Source organism: Streptomyces fagopyri, from assembly GCF_009498275.1.
Classification (GTDB): domain Bacteria; phylum Actinomycetota; class Actinomycetes; order Streptomycetales; family Streptomycetaceae; genus Streptomyces; species Streptomyces fagopyri.
Genome location: NZ_CP045643.1, coordinates 2,923,506 through 2,941,194, shown reverse-complemented (window position 1 = coordinate 2,941,194; position 17,689 = coordinate 2,923,506). Strand labels below are relative to the sequence as shown.

Genomic DNA, 17,689 nt, shown 5'->3' with positions numbered 1-17,689 from the left:
CAACCGAGAACACCAAGGAGAACGGCCATGGCCGTCGTCACGATGCGGGAGCTGCTGGAAAGCGGCGTCCACTTCGGTCACCAGACCCGTCGTTGGAACCCGAAGATGAAGCGCTTCATCTTCACGGAGCGCAACGGCATCTACATCATCGACCTGCTCCAGTCGCTGTCGTACATCGACCGCGCCTACGAGTTCGTCAAGGAGACCGTCGCCCACGGCGGCACGGTCATGTTCGTCGGCACGAAGAAGCAGGCGCAGGAGGCCATCGCCGAGCAGGCCACCCGCGTCGGCATGCCCTACGTGAACCAGCGCTGGCTGGGCGGCATGCTCACCAACTTCTCGACCGTCTACAAGCGTCTGCAGCGCCTCAAGGAGCTCGAGCAGATCGACTTCGAGGACGTCGCCGCCTCGGGTCTCACCAAGAAGGAGCTTCTCGTGCTCTCGCGCGAGAAGGCCAAGCTGGAGAAGACCCTCGGTGGTATCCGCGAGATGCAGAAGGTGCCCAGCGCCGTCTGGATCGTGGACACCAAGAAGGAGCACATCGCGGTCGGTGAGGCCCGGAAGCTCAACATCCCGGTCGTCGCCATCCTCGACACCAACTGCGACCCCGACGAGGTCGACTACAAGATCCCGGGCAACGACGACGCGATCCGCTCCGTCACCCTGCTCACCCGCGTGATCGCCGACGCTGTCGCCGAGGGCCTCATCTCCCGCTCCGGTGCCGGCAAGGCCGAGGGTGACAAGGCCGCGGGCGAGCCGCTCGCCGCGTGGGAGCGTGACCTCCTCGAGGGCGAGAAGAAGGCCGACGACGCCGAGGTCCAGACCTCCGCCGAGACGGAGAAGGTCGCCGACGCCGAGCAGGCCGAGGAGACCCCGGCCGCCGAGGCCGCGACCGAGGCCCCCGTCGTCGAGGCTGTCGTCGAGGCTCCCGCCGCGGACGCCGAGCAGGCCTGACCCCTCACCCCTTCGGGTAACGGACGGCGGGGGCGCACCAAGCCCCCGCCGTCCGCCCCGTAGATCTTCAGACTTCGAGAGAGATTCCAGGAATCATGGCGAACTACACCGCCGCCGACGTCAAGAAGCTCCGTGAGCTCACCGGCGCAGGCATGATGGACTGCAAGAAGGCGCTGGACGAGGCCGACGGCAACGTCGACAGGGCCGTCGAGGAACTGCGCATCAAGGGCCAGAAGGGCGTCGCCAAGCGCGAGGGCCGCTCCGCCGAGAACGGCGCCGTGGTCTCCGTCATCGCCGACGACAACACCTCCGGTGTCCTGGTCGAGCTGAAGTGCGAGACGGACTTCGTCGCCAAGGGCGAGAAGTTCCAGGCCGTCGCCGGCCGGCTCGCCGACCACGTCACCAAGACCTCCCCGGCCGACCTCGAGACCCTCCTGGGCTCCGAGATCGAGCCCGGCAAGACGGTTCAGGCGTTCGTCGACGAGGCCAACGCCAACCTGGGCGAGAAGATCGTCCTGGACCGCTTCGCCCAGTTCTCCGGCGTCTACGTGACCGCGTACATGCACCGCACCATGCCCGACCTGCCCCCGCAGATCGGTGTCCTGGTCGAGCTGGACAAGGCCAACGCCGAGCTCGCCAAGGGTGTCGCGCAGCACATCGCCGCCTTCGCCCCGAAGTACCTCGCGCGGGAGGACGTGCCGGCCGAGGTCGTCGAGTCCGAGCGCCGCGTCGCCGAGGAGACGACCCGCGCCGAGGGCAAGCCCGAGGCCGCCCTCCCGAAGATCGTCGAGGGTCGCGTCAACGCCTTCTTCAAGGAGGCCACCCTGCTGGGCCAGCCCTACGCGCTGGACCAGAAGAAGTCCGTCCAGCAGGTCCTGGACGAGGCCGGTGTCACCCTGAAGCGCTTCGCGCGCATCAAGGTCGGCATCTGAGTCCGTACAGCGATCGACGCGCGACCCCTATAGGGTCGACAGCAGTCGTCCGCGTACGCCGGCACGCGCGCGTGCGTGCCGGACGACAGCAGATCTGACGAGGAGGCCATTGCCGAGCATGGGAGCCAACACCCCACCGGCAATGGCCTTCTTCGTATGTGCACCATGAGGAGATCTCCATGACCAGCACCCAGGCCGACAAGAGCGAGAAGACCGACGACGGCAAAGGCGCCGGACGCTTCATGCTGAAGCTTTCCGGTGAGGCGTTCGCCGGTGGCGGCGGACTGGGCGTCGATCCCGACGTGGTGCACAAGATCGCCCGCGAGATCGCGGCCGTCGTGCGCGGGGGTGCCCAGATCGCCGTCGTCATCGGCGGCGGCAACTTCTTCCGCGGCGCCGAACTCCAGCAGCGCGGCATGGACCGGGCGCGCTCCGACTACATGGGCATGCTCGGCACGGTGATGAACTGCCTCGCTCTCCAGGACTTCCTGGAGAAGGAGGGCATCGACAGCCGTGTGCAGACCGCCATCACCATGGGCCAGGTCGCCGAGCCGTACATCCCGCTGCGCGCCGTACGGCACCTGGAGAAGGGCCGTGTGGTCATCTTCGGCGCCGGTATGGGCATGCCGTACTTCTCCACCGACACCACGGCCGCCCAGCGTGCCCTGGAGATCGACGCCGAGGCCCTGCTGATGGGCAAGAACGGTGTCGACGGGGTCTACGACTCCGACCCCAAGACCAACCCCGAGGCCGTCAAGTTCGACTCGCTCAGCTACGGCGAGGTCATCACCCGCGACCTCAAGGTCGCCGACATGACCGCGATCACGCTGTGCCGTGACAACAAGCTGCCGATCCTGGTCTTCGAGCTCCTGGCGGAGGGCAATATCGCGCGGGCCGTCAAGGGTGAGAAGATCGGCACACTCGTGGGTGACCCGAGCGGCCGGGCCTGACCCGGGGACGGACGGACCCTGACCCGGGGACGGACGGACCCTGACCGGGGGATGGACAATGTCCTGCCGGTCCGGAACCGTGCAGGAACAAGACGCGACGCAGCCGGCTGCCACCCCGACGAGGAACAGCTGCCGGGCCTACTCAAGACACGCAGGAGCAAGTGGTGATCGAAGAGACCCTCCTCGAGGCCGAGGAGAAGATGGAGAAGGCCGTCGTGGTCGCCAAGGAGGACTTCGCCGCGATCCGCACCGGCCGTGCGCACCCGGCGATGTTCAACAAGATCGTGGCCGACTACTACGGCGCGCTGACGCCGATCAACCAGCTGGCCTCGTTCGCGGTCCCCGAACCGCGCATGGCCGTGGTCACCCCGTTCGACAAGAGCGCGCTGCGCAACATCGAACAGGCGATCCGCGACTCCGACCTGGGTGTCAACCCGAGCAATGACGGCAGCATCATCCGCGTGGTGTTCCCCGAGCTGACGCAGGAGCGCCGCAAGGAGTTCATCAAGGTCGCCAAGACCAAGGGTGAGGACGCCAAGATCTCGATCCGCTCCGTGCGCCGCAAGGCGAAGGAGACCATCGACAAGCTGATCAAGGACGGCGAGGTCGGCGAGGACGAGGGCCGCCGTGCCGAGAAGGAGCTCGACGACACCACCGCGAAGTACGTCGCCCAGGTGGACGAGCTCCTGAAGCACAAGGAAGCGGAGCTGCTCGAGGTCTGATGAACGACTCTTCCTGGGGGGCTCCGCCGCAAGCCGGATACTGGGGGCCCTCCGAGCAGGGGTCTGCCCAGGGGGCAGGCCCGGTGGGTCCCGCGTACGATGCGCATGACGCGCAGCACACTCGCCCCATGCCCATCGTGCCCGACGGACCCGCACACGGCGGAGACCAGGATGACGACCGGGGGGCCGCTCGGCTGAGCGGCCCCCCTGTCCGCGACGACACACCGTCGACCGGGTCCTACGGGAACCCGTCGCAGAAGCCGCAGGAGCCCATGCCCAGCGCCGCCCCGCAGCCCGCGCCCGCACCGAAGAAGAGTGCAGGCCGCGACCTGGGTGCTGCGATAGGGGTGGGCGTCGGGCTCGGTGCGGTGATCGTCGCGTCGTTGTTCATCGTCAAGGCCGTGTTCGTCGGTGTGGTCGCCGTCGCCGTGGTGGTGGGGCTGTGGGAGCTCACCTCGCGGCTCGACGAACGCAAGGGCATCAAGGCGCCGCTCGTGCCGCTCGCGGTCGGTGGCGCGGCCATGGTCGTGGCCGGCTACGTACGGGGCGCCGAGGGCGCGTGGGTGGCGATGGCGCTCACCGCGCTGGCGGTCCTGGTCTGGCGGATGACGGAACCGCCCGAGGGATACCTCAAGGACGTCACGGCGGGGGTCTTCGCGGCCTTCTACGTGCCGTTCCTGGCGACCTTCGTGGCGATGATGCTGACCGCGGACGACGGGCCGCGCCGCGTCCTGACGTTCCTGCTCCTGACGGTCGTCAGCGACACCGGCGCGTACGCGATCGGCTGGCGCTTCGGCAAGCACAAGCTCGCGCCCCGCATCAGCCCCGGCAAGACCCGCGAGGGCCTGGTCGGAGCGGTCGCCTTCGCGATGGTCGGGGGCGCGCTGTGCCTTCAGTTCCTGATCGAGGACGGCACATGGTGGCAGGGCCTGATCATCGGCCTCGCGGTCGCGGCCACGGCCACGCTCGGCGACCTCGGTGAGTCCATGATCAAGCGGGACCTGGGCATCAAGGACATGGGCACGCTGCTGCCGGGTCACGGCGGCATCATGGACCGCCTGGACTCGCTCCTGCCCACGGCTCCCGTGGTCTGGCTCCTGTTGGTGATCTTCGTAGGGTCCGGCTGACCTGCGCTTTCGTCGGTGAGGGGTCCGTTGCCCACAGGGCGGCGGGCCCCTCACCGTATGTCCGCGCCCCTGGAAGGGCTGTGCCCGCAGCTGGAGAACTGATGTGATCCGGCGCGAAGAATCCCCCTCACCGGCGAAGTTGTCGCCTGTAGGGGGCTGTCTCATGGCCGCTGGGCCGTCTCCGGGCCGTCAGGGGTCCTGGGCCACGAGGCCCGAGGGCGGCCGGCGCTCGCCGCGACGAGGTGCTCGGGAAGCCGGGACGGGAAGTCGATCATCACCCGTTGGTCGCAGACGATCTCCACGCCGGGCCGACTCGCGGCGTACGCCGTGTCCTTCGGTGGGTACACGCCGCCCCCCCAGCGTCGAGCCGGGGAGCTGTTCGATCTCCCAGCCCGGGTAAAGGCGGCGCATCATCTCGGATGTGCGCGGCAGGTCCGCCGCCCCCGCCTGCCGTAGCAGGTCCGGCATTTCGCCGTGCGCGTAGATGAGCAGTCCCGTTCTGGCTCCCATGGCCCCTCCCCGATGAGTCGCGCTCGATGGTCGTCGCACGCTAGTCACCGGCACTGACATCGCCACGAGGGTCCGGCCGAGGACCGTGCCGGGCCGTCCCTGGGCCGTGCGAGGCCGACCGAAGCTGACAGACGGCACCCACAGGTGACCACCCCCACCCCGCTCCGGCCTGGGACGGCCGAGTTGATCTGCGACACTGGAAGGGTTATGCCGAAGCCCGGAGAACTCACATTCGTCGCCCCCCGCGGAGCCAAGAAGCCGCCGCGGCACCTCGCCGATCTCACGCCCGCCGAGCGTAAAGAGGCCGTCGCCGCGATCGGGGAGAAGCCGTTTCGCGCCAAGCAGCTCTCGCAGCACTACTTCGCCCGGTTCGCGCACGACCCCGCGGAATGGACGGACATCCCGGCCGCCGCGCGCGGCAAGCTCCAGGAAGCGCTGCTTCCCGAGCTGATGACCGTCGTGCGGCATCTGTCGACCGACCAGGAGACCACTCGCAAGACGCTGTGGCGGCTCTTCGACGGCACGCTCGTCGAGTCCGTGCTGATGCGCTACCCGGACCGGGTGACCATGTGCATCAGCTCCCAGGCGGGCTGCGGGATGAACTGCCCGTTCTGTGCCACGGGCCAGGCCGGACTCGACCGGAACCTGTCGACCGGCGAGATCGTGCACCAGATCGTGGACGGTATGCGGGCGCTGCGGGACGGGGAGATCCCCGGTGGCCCGGCGCGGCTGAGCAACATCGTCTTCATGGGCATGGGGGAGCCGCTCGCCAACTACAAGCGGGTCGTGGGCGCCATCCGCGCGCTCACCGACCCCGAGCCGGACGGTCTCGGACTCTCCCAGCGCGGCATCACCGTGTCGACGGTCGGACTGGTCCCGGCCATCCACCGGTTCTCCGACGAGGGCTTCAAGTGCCGCCTCGCCATCTCCCTGCACGCGCCGGACGACGAGCTGCGCGACACCCTCGTCCCCGTGAACACGCGCTGGAAGGTACGGGAGGTGCTCGACGCGGGCTGGGAGTACGCGGCCAAGTCGGGGCGCCGGCTCTCCATCGAGTACGCCCTCATCCGGGACATCAACGACCAGGCGTGGCGCGGTGACCGGCTCGGGCGGCTGCTCAGGGGCAAGCCCGTGCACGTCAACCTGATCCCGCTGAACCCGACCCCGGGCTCGAAGTGGACCGCGTCGCGGCCCGAGGACGAGAAGGCGTTCGTCGAGGCCATCGCGGCGCACGGCGTGCCCGTCACCGTGCGGGACACCCGGGGCCAGGAGATCGACGGGGCGTGCGGCCAGCTCGCGGCGACCGAGCGGTAGTCTGACCGGGCACGTACATTTTCATATTCCGACATCTTCATATCCGACAGGGGAGCGCCACAGCGCTGAGAGTGCGGCAGCCGGAGCACCGGTGGGCCGCAGACCCTCTGAACCTCGCCCAGGTCATTCTGGGTAGGAAGTTCGGGCATCACTCAAGCTGTTGCGCCCTGCCCGGGAACCGCCGAGTTCCCGGGCAGGGCCGCGTCTCTTCCTGGTCACCCCAGGAGGAATTCAGTGAGCATCGACAAGAGGACGACCGCGGCCGCGGTCGTCGCGCTGGGCCTCGTCACGCTGTCCGCGTGCGGCTCGTCCGGCTCCGGCGACAAGGCCGCCGACTCCGGGACCGTGACCCTCGTCAGTCACGACTCCTTCGCCTACTCCAAGAGCGTGCTGCGCGCCTTCGAGCACGAGTCGGGCTACAAGGTCCGGATCCTCAAGGACGGCGACGCCGGCCAGGCCGTGAACAAGGCCATCCTGACCAAGGACAACCCGCAGGGCGACGTGCTCTTCGGCGTCGACAACACCCTGCTCTCCCGGGCGCTCGACAACGGGCTGTTCCAGCCGTACGAGCCCAAGGACTCCGACCGGATCGTCCAGCGGTACCGGGTCGACGAGGACAAGCACCGGGTCACGCCCATCGACTCCGGCGACATCTGCGTCAACTACGACAAGGCCTACTTCGCCGAGCACAGGCTGGCCCCGCCCACCTCCTTCGACGACCTGGTCAAGCCCGAGTACAAGAACCTCCTCGTCACCGAGAACGCGTCCACGTCCTCGCCCGGCCTCGGCTTCCTGCTCGGCACCGCCGCGAAGTACGGGGACGCCGGCTGGCAGGACTACTGGAAGAAGCTCAAGGCCAACGGCGTGAAGGTGGTCGACGGCTGGGAGCAGGCGTACAACGACGAGTTCTCGGGGTCCGCGGGCGGCAAGAAGGCCAAGGCCGACCGGCCGCTCGTCGTCTCGTACGCCTCCTCACCGCCCGCCGAGGTGATCTACGCCGACCCGAAGCCGAAGACCGCGCCGACCGGGGTCGCGAACGGCACCTGCTTCCGCCAGGTCGAGTACGCGGGGCTGCTGAGCAACGCGAAGAACACCAAGGGCGGCAAGGCGCTCCTCGACTTCCTCATCAGCGCCCGGTTCCAGGAGGACATGCCGCTGAACATGTTCGTGTACCCGGTGCGTGAGGCGGCCAAGGTGCCCGAGGCGTTCGTGAAGTTCGGCCCGCAGGCCGAGCACCCCGAGACCCTGGCCCCGGCCGACATCGCCAAGAACCGCGACCAGTGGGTCACGTCGTGGACCTCGCTCGTACTGAAGTAGCGGAGGCGGCGCGCGGGCGGCGTGGCAGCGCGACCCGGCTGTGGCTCATGGCCCTGCCGGTCGCGTTCTTCGCCGTCTTCTTCGCCTACCCCGTCGCGGCGATCGTGGCCCGCGGTCTCCAGGCCGACGGGGTCTGGCGGTTCGGGCGGATCGGTGAGGTGCTCGGCCGGTCCGACATCCGGCACGTGCTGTGGTTCACCACCTGGCAGGCGCTCGCCTCGACCGCGCTCACGCTGCTGATCGCGCTCCCCGGCGCGTACGTCTTCGCGCGCTTCGACTTCCGGGGCAAGCAGGTGCTGCGCGCGGTGGTGACCGTCCCGTTCGTGCTGCCCACCGTCGTCGTCGGTACGGCGTTCTTGGCACTGATCGGCCGCGGCGGGCTTCTCGACGGCCTCTGGGGCGTCCGGCTCGACACCACCGTCTGGGCGATCCTGCTCGCGCACGTCTTCTTCAACTACGCCGTGGTCGTGCGCACGGTCGGCGGGCTCTGGTCGCAGCTCGACCCGCGTCAGGAGGAGGCCGCGCGTGTGCTCGGCGCCTCCCGCTTCGCTGCCTGGCGCACGGTGACGCTCCCGGCCCTGAGCCCGGCCGTGGCCGCCGCGGCGCTCATGGTCTTCCTCTTCACCTTCACCTCGTTCGGAGTGGTCCAGATCCTCGGCGGGCCGACCTTCTCCACCCTTGAGGTCGAGATCTACCGGCAGACCTCGGAGATCTTCGACCTCGCGACAGCGGCGGTGCTGACGATCATCCAGTTCGTGGCCGTCGGCGCGATCCTCGCCGTCCACGCCGGGACCGTACGCCGCCGGGAGACCGCCCTGCGTCTGGTGGCCCCGGAGACGACCGCCCGCCGGCCGCGCGGGGCCGGGCAGTGGGCACTGCTCACCGGAGTGCTGGCGAGCATCGCGGTACTGCTCGTGCTCCCGCTCGGAGTCCTGGTCCAGCGGTCCCTGGACACTCCCGGTGGTCTCGGCTTCGGCTACTACAGGGCGCTGGCCTCCGACGACGACGGCATCTTCCTGGTGGCCCCGATCGAGGCGATCGGCAACTCACTGGAGTACGCGCTCGCCGCCACCGCGATCGCCGTGGTCATCGGAGGTCTTGCGGCCGCCGCTCTCACCGGCCGCGCCGGTCGGCTCGTACGGGGGTTCGACGCGCTGCTGATGCTGCCGCTCGGTGTGTCCGCCGTGACCGTCGGTTTCGGGTTCCTGATCGCCCTGGACGAGCCGCCGCTCGACCTCAGGAGCAGCTGGATCCTGGTGCCGCTCGCCCAGGCACTCGTGGGCGTCCCCTTCGTCGTACGGACGATGCTGCCCGTGCTGCGGGCCGTGGACGGACGGCTTCGGGAGGCGGCGTCGGTGCTCGGGGCCTCGCCGTGGCGGGTGTGGCGGGAGGTCGACCTGCCGATGGTGCGGCGCGCGCTGCTGATCGCGGCGGGGTTCGCCTTCGCCGTGTCGCTGGGCGAGTTCGGGGCGACGGTCTTCATCGCGCGCCCCGACAACCCGACGCTGCCGGTCGCGGTGGCGCGTCTGCTCGGGCGTGCCGGGGACCTCAACTACGGGCAGGCGATGGCTCTTTCGACGATCTTGATGATGGTGTGCGCGGTGGCGCTGCTGCTGTTGGAACGCATGCGGACCGACCGGACAGGGGAGTTCTGATGGCGAAGCCCGGCACCGGCGCGACGGCGGGGCCCACGGGTGCGGGTACCGGTGCGGGGGTGCCGGACGTCCTGCTCGGCGTCGAGGCGGCGACCGTGCGCTTCGGCGGCCGGCCCGTGCTGGACGCCGTCGGCCTGGAGGTCGCCGAGCGCGAGATCGTGTGCGTGCTGGGGCCGAGCGGCAGCGGCAAGTCCACGTTGCTGCGGGCGGTGGCCGGGCTGCAGCCGCTCGACGCGGGCCGTGTGCTGCTGTCCGGCCAGGATCAGACGGGGGTGCCCGCGCACCGCCGCGGTGTCGGCCTGATGTTCCAGGACCACCAGCTCTTCCCGCAGCGCGACGTCGGCGGCAACGTCGCCTTCGGGCTGCGGATGCACGGCGCGTCGAAGGAACAACAGGGCCTGCGCGTAGGCGAGTTGCTGGACCTGGTCGGGCTGCCCGGCGCCGCGTCCCGGGCGGTGGCGTCCCTGTCCGGGGGCGAGCAGCAGCGGGTCGCGCTGGCCCGTGCCCTCGCCCCCCGACCCCGGCTGCTGATGCTCGACGAACCGCTCGGCCAGCTCGACCGCTCGCTGCGCGAACGACTGGTCGTCGAACTCCGCGCGGTGTTCGGCGAGTTGGGCACGACCGTGCTCGCGGTCACGCACGACCAGGGGGAGGCCTTCGCGCTGGCCGACCGGGTCGTCGTGATGCGCGACGGGCGGATCGCCCAGTCGGGTACGCCTCTTGAGGTCTGGCAGCGTCCGGCGGACGAGTTCGTGGCGCGCTTCCTGGGCTTCGACAACGTCGTCGACGCGACGGTGACCGGCCGGGTGGCGGACACGCCGTGGGGGAAGGTGCCGGTGCCGGAGGGTGCCTCGCAGGGTCCCGGCACGCTGCTGGTGCGGCCCGCGGGTGTCCGGCTGGTGGCTCAGGCGGACGGGCTGCCCTGCACCGTGACCGCGCGCACCTTCCGGGGCACCCACGTCGCCGTGCGTCTCCAGCCGGAGGGCGCGCCGGGGCTGGAGGCGGCCTGCGCGCTGCGGGAGGCGCCCGCGCCCGGCGAACGGGTCGCCGTGGCGTTCGACGCGGCCGAGGTCGTCGTGCTCGGGGAGCCCTCGGACGGGTAGACCTCCGACCACTGGCGGGGCTTCCAACCGTGGGGGAGGCGTCCGACCGCCCCCGGGGTGCCCGCGGGCGCGACGCACGCCATCGGGGCGACGTACATGACACGGCCGAGGCCGGCGCAGACGTGTGGCCCGCCCCCTCGACGAGGGGACGGGCCACACGGTGCTACAGGCGTTGTGCGGTTCAGCCGGTCTTCGAGGCGCCGCGGCGGCGCATACCGAAGAAGACCGCTCCGCCGCCGACGACCACGAGGGCACCGGCGATGCCGGCGATCATCGGGGTGTTGGAGTTCGCACCGGTCTCGGCGAGGTTGGAGTCACCGACCGCGGGGGACGGGGCGTTGTCTCCCGGCGTCGCGGGCGCGGCGCTGCTCTCCGACTCCGACGGGGTCGCGGAAGCCGACTCCGAGGGGGCGGGCGAGGAGGAGGTCTCCGACGGCTTCGGCGTCGGAGAGGGCGACTCTTCGGTCTTGCACGCCTTGGAGGGCGTGGTCAGCTGCGGAGAGACGTCCTTGTCGACGATCTTCCCGGCGGTGACGTGGACGCGGTAGGTGGCGTTGGGCGCCCAGTCCTCGGAGAACGTGACAGTGGCGCCCTCGCGGGTGCCCTTGACCGTCTCGGAACCGACCTGACGGGCGTCCGCGCCGTTGGTCTCGAGGAAGACGGAGACCGTGGCCTCGACGCCGGAGGCGTCGGTGTCGGTCACGGTGATGATGCCCTTCCCGTTGTCGTCGCACGAGGCGACGGCCGAGAAGTCACGGATATTGCAAGCAAGTGCGTTGCCGGCGACACCGAGCGCGAGCGCGGCCGTGGCGGAGGCAACACCGAGGATGCGCACAGAACGTGCGGTACGGCGAGATATGGACACGATTGCCCTTCACAGATTGCGCAACTGCGGGGGGTTTGGGGGGTGTTCTGCTATGGCAACAGGACTCCCTTAGGCCACACAGGTTTATAAGTGCCGGGTAAGTGCTGTCAATGCATATGCCCTGCCGTGCCACCGGCTTTGCCTTGTTGTTAACCACCGAGGCGTTTGAGAGCCTCCGGAGCGTCCTCGATCCGGTCCACCAGAGTGATCCGGGACTCCATCGACCGCTCCCGCGCGAGGGATTGGAGGAGCGGCCAGGCGGGGTACCTCTCGGTCCAGTGCGCGCGGTCCACGAGGACCATCGCGGTGGGCTCCCCGCGCGACTCGTAGTAGTTCGGGGTCGCGTTGTCGAAGATCTCCTGTACGGTCCCGGCGGCGCCCGGCAGGAAGACGACGCCCGCGTTCGAACGGGCCAACAACCCGTCCTCACGGGTCGAGTTGGCGAAGTACTTGGCTATGTGCGCGGCGAACGGGTTCGGCGGCTCGTGACCGTAGAACCAGGTGGGGATGCCGACCGAGGGGCCACCGGCGGGCCAGCGCTCCCGCACGGTGAACGCGGCGCGCGCCCAGTCGGTGATGGAGGGCTCGAACGACGGTGACCCGGAGAGCAGCCGGAGCGCCTCGGCCAGCATCGCGTCGTCGAACGGGGCGGCGTACGCACCGAGGTTCGCGGCCTCCATTGCGCCCGGCCCACCGCCGGTGGCGACCATCAGTCCGGAGCGCGCCAGTTCGCGGCCCAGGAGCGCCGCACCCTCGTACGCCCGGGTGCCGCGCGCCATCGCGTGGCCGCCCATCACGCCCACCACCCTTGTGCCGACGAGGAGTTCGTCGAGGGCGTCCGACACCGCGTCGTCGTGGATCGAGCGCAGCATCGACGCGAAGATGTCGCCGTCGGTCTTGGTCTGCTGGAACCAGGTGTACGTACGGGCGTCCGGTGTCGCCTCGTACCCGGCGTCGAGGGAGGCGAAGAGCTCGTCGGGGGAGTGGAGCAGGCCCCGGTACGGGTCGAAGGGCAGTCCCGGGACGGGCGGGAAGACCAGCGCCCCCGCGGCTCTCACCCGCGCGGCCGCCCCGGCATCCATCGGGCAGCCGAGGAAGACGGCGCCCGAGGCGTCCACGGAGAGCAGTGTGTCCGTACGGTCCGTCAGATCTATGGACTGGACACGGAACCGGGCGAGCGAGCCGCGCTCGGAGACGACCTCGTCGAACTCGGCGAGGGACTCGATCTCACGGTCGTGACCGGCGCGGAGAGAAGTTGGCTGCACGCGGCCATGCTAGGGGGTGGGGCAAAAGGGGGTCCGGAGCGGGGCGTTGGCGGCCGCGGGTCCCGGACCGCCGTCGGTCCCGGCCCACGGTCTGCCCCGGGCCAAGCCGGTCCGGTGCACGTCGGTCCCGGGCCACGTCGGTCCCGGGCCGAAGCGGTCCCGGCCGCGACGGCCGCCGGCCGGTGACGGACCGGGCCGGCGGCTCCGGGCGCCCGGGACACTCAGCCCTGGACGGCCGCCGGGTCCATCCACATGACCTCCCAGGTGTGACCGTCCGGGTCGTCGAAGGCGCGGCCGTACATGTAGCCGTGGTCCTGGGCCTCCCGGGTGCCGGAGCCGCCCGCGGAGAGGGCCTTGTCGCACAGCTCGTCCACCTTCTCCCGGCTCTCGGCGCTCAGGCAGAGCAGCACCTCGCTGGTCCGGGCCGGGTCCGCGATCTCCTTCTTCGTGAAGTCCGCGTAACGCTGCTTGCTCAGCAGCATCGCGACGATCGTGTCGCTGATGACGACGCAGGCGCAGTCGTCCGTCGAGAACTGCGGGTTGATCGTGTAGCCGAGCTCGGTGAAGAACTTCTTCGAGGCGTCGACGTCGTTCACGGCGAGGTTCACGAAGATCATCTGCTGGTACATGAGCGGTCTCTCCCGGTGGAGGTGGAGTCGTGTGCCGTACGGAGAGGCAGACCGACCGTCCTCGCGGAACTCATCGGCCGTGGCGGAGGCGGTTCGTACCGTTGTTCAGCGGGCCAGCGGCATCGCCGCGAGTTCCGCGACCAGCCAGGTCAGCGGGCCGAACACGGCGAGCAGCACGCCCGCGCGCAGCAGCGCCGCGTGGCGCAGCACCGAGGCGGGCGCCCCCAGCCGCAACAGCGCCGCCGTGGTGTCGGCACGTGCCTGCTTGGTCTCCAGCGCCGCCGTGAACAGCGTCGCGACGGCGCAGCCGGCCACGAGCAGCGCGCCGAGCGTGCTGAGCGGCCCGATCGAGGGCCGCGCTCCCGCGTACACGGTCGCCATGGCGTACGCGCCCGACGCGACCGCGCACACCACTCCGAGGGGGCGCCCGATGCGCCGGGCCTCCCCCTGGAGACCGCGCCCGGCGAGCAGGCGCAGCGCGCCGGGGCGCACGGCCTGGAGCAGCCATCCGCACACATGGGTGATGGCCGGTCCGGCCAGGGCCAGCCCGATCGCGGTGAGGGCCCAGCCGCCCAGCACCCCGGCCGGGCTGCCCGCGAACCGGCTCGTCAGGTCGGAGCCGGGTGCCGCTCCGGAGCGGCTCGCGTACGACTCCACGGCCAGCCCCGCCGCGACGACGGCGGTGCCCCAGGGCAGTCCGCCGGGTGCGGGCAGGGGTGGAGGGAGCGGCAGCGGGTCCGGGGCGAGTTCCGGGTGGTCGGCGTCTGGGCCGGTTCCGGCGGTCACGGGCGTGCCGTCCCCGGGCGTGCCGGGGGCGGTGGAAACGCCCGTGGCGGTGGCGGTGGCGGTGGCGGTGGCGGTGCCCGGCCGGGCCGATCGGCCGCGGACGACGGTCCGCGGCCGCAGTGCGAGCGCGCTGGCGAGGGACGCGGCGAGCGGCACCAGGAGCAGCAGGGTCAGGGCCGCGGGCAGCGGCAGCGGCTGGTCCGCTGCGAGGAAGGCCGTCGCGGCGCCGTCGAAGGGCATGCCCGTCAGGTCGCCGCGCAGGTGCAGGAAGACCAGCAGCGCGAGCGTCGAGCCCAGGGTGGTCGACAGCGCGGTGGTGACCGCCGAGACGGCCATCAGGCGTCCGGGGCCGAGTCCGACCGCCGCGAGTCCGGGGCGGGGCCGGGTTCCCGGGTCCGTACGGGCGACGGCGACCGCGAGGTGGACGCTGGCGGCGACGGGTGCGAGGCACCACAGGAGCCGGAGCACCGAGCCGGTCGGGGCGTCGGGATGCGCCATGGCGTACCCCAGCGCGCTCAGCAGCAGGAAGCCGGTGCCCGCGGAGGCGGCGGCGACCAGCAGCCTGCGCAGCTGGACGAGGGGATGGGCCCCGCGGGCTAGACGGAGAGCGAGCACGCGGCCCGGCCTTCCGTCTCGGTGACCGGGGGCAGGTGGACGGTGTTCACACGCCGTCCGTCGAGCAGGGTGACCGTGCGGTCGGCGAGGCCGGCGGTGTCCGCGTCGTGCGTGGCGAGGACCACCGTGATGCCGTGCGAGCGGGCGGCGGTGGTCAGCGTGCGCAGCACATGGGCGCGGTCGGCGCGGTGCAGCGGGGCGGTCGGCTCATCGGCGAAGAGCACCTGGGGGGCGGGCACGAGCGCGCGGGCGATGGCGACGCGCTGCCGCTCGGCCTGGAGCAGGGCGTGCGGCCGTTTGCGGGCGCAGTCGCCGATGTCCAGGCGTTCGAGCCATTCCAGGGCGGCGGTCTTCGCGGCCCGGCGGCCGGTGCCGCGCAGCATCAGGGGCAGCGCCGCGTTCTCCCAGGAGTTCAGCTCGGGCACGAGGACGGGCACCGGGTCGATCCAGCCGAAGCGGTCGCGGCGCAGGCGTTCGCGGGCGAGCGCGCCCATGGTGTGCACGGGCACGCTGTTGAACCAGACCTCGCCCTGCTGTGGCAGGAGCTGCCCGGACAGGCACTGGAGCAGTGTGGTCTTACCGCTCCCGCGCGGGCCGCCGACGGCGAGGATCTCGCCGTCGCGGACGCCGAGCGAGACACCGCTGAGCGCGGGCGAGCCGTTGTGGTTGACGTGCAGGGCGCGTGCCCAGAGCACGTCGTTGTCCGGCGGGGCCACCATCGCGTACACCTCGTTCAGATCTGATTTGCGCTGCCAATCCCCCGGACGGGGGAACGAAGGCAGGGCCGATCGGTCACTGGGCACGCTAGGGAGTCGGGGGCGGGAGGCCGGACAGCACGCGGCCCCGGGGCACCCATTCTCACTCGAACGGGCGCCCCGGGGCCGTTGTGGATCAGCCGGACGGAATCAGAGCTTCGCCCACGCCTCCGTCAGCACCTGACGGATGATCCCCTCGATCTCGTCGAAGGTCGACTGGTCGGAGATCAGCGGCGGCGACAGCTGGATGACCGGGTCACCGCGGTCGTCGGCGCGGCAGTAGAGGCCGTACTCGAAGAGCTTCTTGGAGACGAAGCCGTAGAGCACGCGCTCCGACTCCTCGTCCGTGAAGGTCTCCTTGGTGGCCTTGTCCTTCACGAGCTCGATGCCGTAGAAGAAGCCGTTGCCGCGGACGTCGCCGACGATCGGCAGGTCGTGCAGCTTCTGGAGCGTCTGGAGGAAGTTCGCCTCGTTGTCCAGCACGTGCTGGTTGAGGCCCTCGCGCTCGAAGATGTCGAGGTTGGTGAGCGCCACGGCCGCGGAGACCGGGTGACCGCCGAAGGTGTAGCCGTGCAGGAAGGTGTTGTCGCCCTTGTAGAACGGCTCGGCGATCCGGTCCGAGATGATGGCGGCACCGATCGGGGAGTAGCCCGAGGTCATGCCCTTGGCGCAGGTGATGATGTCCGGGATGTAGTCGAACTTGTCACAGGCGAACATCGTGCCGAGGCGGCCGAAGGCGCAGATGACCTCGTCGGAGACGAGCAGCACGTCGTACTTGTCGCAGATCTCGCGCACGCGCTGGAAGTAGCCGGGCGGCGGCGGGAAGCAGCCGCCGGCGTTCTGCACCGGCTCGAGGAAGACCGCCGCGACGGTGTCGGCGCCTTCGAAGAGGATCTCCTGCTCGATCTGGTCGGCGGCCCAGCGGCCGAAGGCCTCCGGGTCGTCGCCGTGGATCGAGGCGCGGTAGATGTTCGTGTTGGGCACCTTGTGCGCGCCCGGGACGAGCGGCTCGAAGGGGGCCTTGAGGGCCGGCAGACCGGTGATGGACAGGGCGCCCTGCGGGGTGCCGTGGTAGGCGACCGCGCGCGAGATGACCTTGTACTTCGTGTGGTTGCCGGTGAGCTTGTGGTACTGCTTCGCCAGCTTCCACGCGGTCTCGACGGCCTCGCCGCCGCCGGTGGTGAAGAAGACCTTGTTCAGGTCGCCCGGCGCGTAGTGGGCGAGACGCTCGGCGAGCTCGACGGCCTTGGGGTGGGCGTAGGACCAGACCGGGAAGAAGGCCAGCTCCTGCGCCTGCTTGAACGCCGTCTCCGCGAGCTCGGTGCGGCCGTGGCCCGCCTGGACCACGAACAGCCCCGCGAGACCGTCGAGGTAGCGCTTGCCCTTGTCGTCGTAGATGTAGGTGCCCTCACCACGGACGATGGTGGGAACGGGCGCGTTCTCGTACGAGGACATGCGGGTGAAGTGCATCCACAGGTGGTCGTACGCGGTTCGGCTGAGGTCCTGGCTCACGGCTATCGGGTTCCCCACATGTAGGTCTGTTTCTTGAGCTTCAGATAGACGAAGCTCTCGGTGGAGCGCACGGCGGGCAGCGCCCGGATGCGTTTGTTGATGACGTCCAGCAGGTGGTCGTCGTCCTCGCAGACGACCTCGGCGAGGATGTCGAACGAGCCCGCGGTCATCACCACGTACTCGACCTCCGGCATGGCGGTCAGCGCTTCGGCCACCGGGTCGAGGTCGCCCTCGACGTTGACGCCGACCATCGCCTGCCGCCGGAAGCCCACGGTGAGCGGGTCCGTGACGGCGACGATCTGCATCACGCCCTGGTCGAGCAGCTTCTGCACGCGCTGGCGCACGGCCGCCTCGGACAGGCCCACGGCCTTGCCTATCGCGGCGTACGGACGGCGTCCGTCCTGCTGGAGCTGCTCGATGATGGCGAGGGACACGGAGTCCAGCTGGGGACTGCCGTTCCTGGACTCGCGGGTGGAGTCCCTGGGGTCTGCGCTTCGACTGGCCACGACCTCACTGTGCACGACGTCTCGACGGTTCCGCAAGGTTGTAGCGATGAAATTCGTTGTTTACGGGTACCCAGCGTGCGGATTTCGCAGTCGAGGGGTCGCCGGGGGTGTTGAAAACGTGGAAGCACGGATTAGTGTGGGTGTCTCAGCGATTGGACACCTGAACTTGGAG

Annotated in this window: 17 protein-coding genes; 9 read left to right on the top strand and 8 right to left on the bottom strand. The window is 70.3% G+C overall.

Annotated features, from left to right (window positions below; genetic code table 11):
• The first annotated feature begins 27 nt into the window (after positions 1–27).
• The 5 genes from rpsB (at position 28) to GFH48_RS12380 (ending at position 4,685) form a co-directional block, all read left to right on the top strand.
• Positions 28–954, top strand: coding sequence for a 30S ribosomal protein S2 (gene rpsB / locus GFH48_RS12400; RefSeq protein ID WP_153288327.1), 927 nt, complete (start codon positions 28–30; stop codon positions 952–954).
• Between the two features lie 95 nt (positions 955–1,049).
• Positions 1,050–1,886 carry a translation elongation factor Ts gene (gene tsf, locus GFH48_RS12395; protein WP_153288326.1) on the top strand — a complete coding sequence of 279 codons (837 nt, stop codon included), beginning with the start codon at positions 1,050–1,052 and terminating at the stop codon, positions 1,884–1,886.
• A gap of 179 nt (positions 1,887–2,065) precedes the next feature.
• A complete protein-coding gene (gene pyrH / locus GFH48_RS12390; RefSeq protein ID WP_153288325.1) occupies positions 2,066–2,836 on the top strand; it encodes a UMP kinase in 771 nt (256 codons plus the stop codon).
• Between the two features lie 164 nt (positions 2,837–3,000).
• Positions 3,001–3,558 carry a ribosome recycling factor gene (frr, locus tag GFH48_RS12385; RefSeq protein WP_153288324.1) on the top strand — a complete coding sequence of 186 codons (558 nt, stop codon included), beginning with the start codon at positions 3,001–3,003 and terminating at the stop codon, positions 3,556–3,558.
• Positions 3,558–4,685 carry a phosphatidate cytidylyltransferase gene (locus GFH48_RS12380; RefSeq protein ID WP_153288323.1) on the top strand — a complete coding sequence of 376 codons (1,128 nt, stop codon included), beginning with the start codon at positions 3,558–3,560 and terminating at the stop codon, positions 4,683–4,685. Before frr ends, GFH48_RS12380 begins: the two co-directional genes overlap by 1 nt.
• 161 nt (positions 4,686–4,846) lie before the next feature.
• Here the strand turns inward: GFH48_RS12380 and GFH48_RS40110 are convergent, their stop codons facing one another.
• Positions 4,847–4,987: a hypothetical protein gene (locus GFH48_RS40110; protein ID WP_407698710.1), complete on the bottom strand. Its 141-nt coding sequence runs from the start codon at positions 4,985–4,987 to the stop codon at positions 4,847–4,849.
• Positions 4,988–5,402: 415 nt separating this feature from the next.
• Between GFH48_RS40110 and rlmN the strand changes: the two genes are divergently transcribed.
• The 4 genes from rlmN (at position 5,403) to GFH48_RS12360 (ending at position 10,584) form a co-directional block, all read left to right on the top strand.
• The gene (gene rlmN, locus GFH48_RS12375) at positions 5,403–6,509 is read left to right on the top strand and encodes a 23S rRNA (adenine(2503)-C(2))-methyltransferase RlmN (RefSeq protein WP_153288322.1); all 1,107 of its coding nucleotides are present in this window, start codon (positions 5,403–5,405) and stop codon (positions 6,507–6,509) included.
• Between the two features lie 240 nt (positions 6,510–6,749).
• Positions 6,750–7,826: a thiamine ABC transporter substrate-binding protein gene (locus tag GFH48_RS12370; protein WP_407698709.1), complete on the top strand. Its 1,077-nt coding sequence runs from the start codon at positions 6,750–6,752 to the stop codon at positions 7,824–7,826.
• Positions 7,802–9,481, top strand: coding sequence for an ABC transporter permease (locus GFH48_RS12365; RefSeq protein ID WP_194280846.1), 1,680 nt, complete (start codon positions 7,802–7,804; stop codon positions 9,479–9,481). Before GFH48_RS12370 ends, GFH48_RS12365 begins: the two co-directional genes overlap by 25 nt.
• The gene (locus GFH48_RS12360; RefSeq protein ID WP_153288319.1) at positions 9,481–10,584 is read left to right on the top strand and encodes an ABC transporter ATP-binding protein; all 1,104 of its coding nucleotides are present in this window, start codon (positions 9,481–9,483) and stop codon (positions 10,582–10,584) included. The genes GFH48_RS12365 and GFH48_RS12360 overlap by 1 nt, the downstream gene beginning before the upstream one ends.
• A 181-nt stretch (positions 10,585–10,765) precedes the next feature.
• On the opposite strand, the gene GFH48_RS12355 is transcribed toward GFH48_RS12360, so the two are convergent.
• The 7 genes from GFH48_RS12355 to GFH48_RS12325 all read right to left on the bottom strand — a co-directional run bounded on the left by GFH48_RS12355 (position 10,766) and on the right by GFH48_RS12325 (position 17,532).
• Entirely contained in the window at positions 10,766–11,449 is a 684-nt protein-coding gene (locus GFH48_RS12355) for an LAETG motif-containing sortase-dependent surface protein (protein ID WP_153288318.1), read from the bottom strand.
• Between the two features lie 149 nt (positions 11,450–11,598).
• Positions 11,599–12,714, bottom strand: coding sequence for an LOG family protein (locus tag GFH48_RS12350; protein ID WP_153288317.1), 1,116 nt, complete (start codon positions 12,712–12,714; stop codon positions 11,599–11,601).
• 221 nt (positions 12,715–12,935) lie between these two features.
• On the bottom strand, positions 12,936–13,343 hold the full coding sequence (locus GFH48_RS12345; RefSeq protein ID WP_153288316.1) for a VOC family protein: 408 nt from the start codon (positions 13,341–13,343) through the stop codon (positions 12,936–12,938).
• 105 nt (positions 13,344–13,448) lie between these two features.
• Positions 13,449–14,744, bottom strand: coding sequence for a hypothetical protein (locus GFH48_RS12340; RefSeq protein ID WP_153288315.1), 1,296 nt, complete (start codon positions 14,742–14,744; stop codon positions 13,449–13,451).
• The gene (locus GFH48_RS12335) at positions 14,726–15,463 is read right to left on the bottom strand and encodes an ABC transporter ATP-binding protein (RefSeq protein WP_153288314.1); all 738 of its coding nucleotides are present in this window, start codon (positions 15,461–15,463) and stop codon (positions 14,726–14,728) included. Before GFH48_RS12335 ends, GFH48_RS12340 begins: the two co-directional genes overlap by 19 nt.
• Before the next feature lie 186 nt (positions 15,464–15,649).
• Positions 15,650–17,029 (bottom strand): aspartate aminotransferase family protein, encoded by a 1,380-nt coding sequence (locus GFH48_RS12330; RefSeq protein ID WP_153288313.1) that lies wholly within the window; start codon positions 17,027–17,029, stop codon positions 15,650–15,652.
• Positions 17,014–17,532, bottom strand: coding sequence for an Lrp/AsnC family transcriptional regulator (locus GFH48_RS12325; RefSeq protein ID WP_148010704.1), 519 nt, complete (start codon positions 17,530–17,532; stop codon positions 17,014–17,016). Before GFH48_RS12325 ends, GFH48_RS12330 begins: the two co-directional genes overlap by 16 nt.
• Between the last annotated feature and the right edge of the window lie 157 nt (positions 17,533–17,689).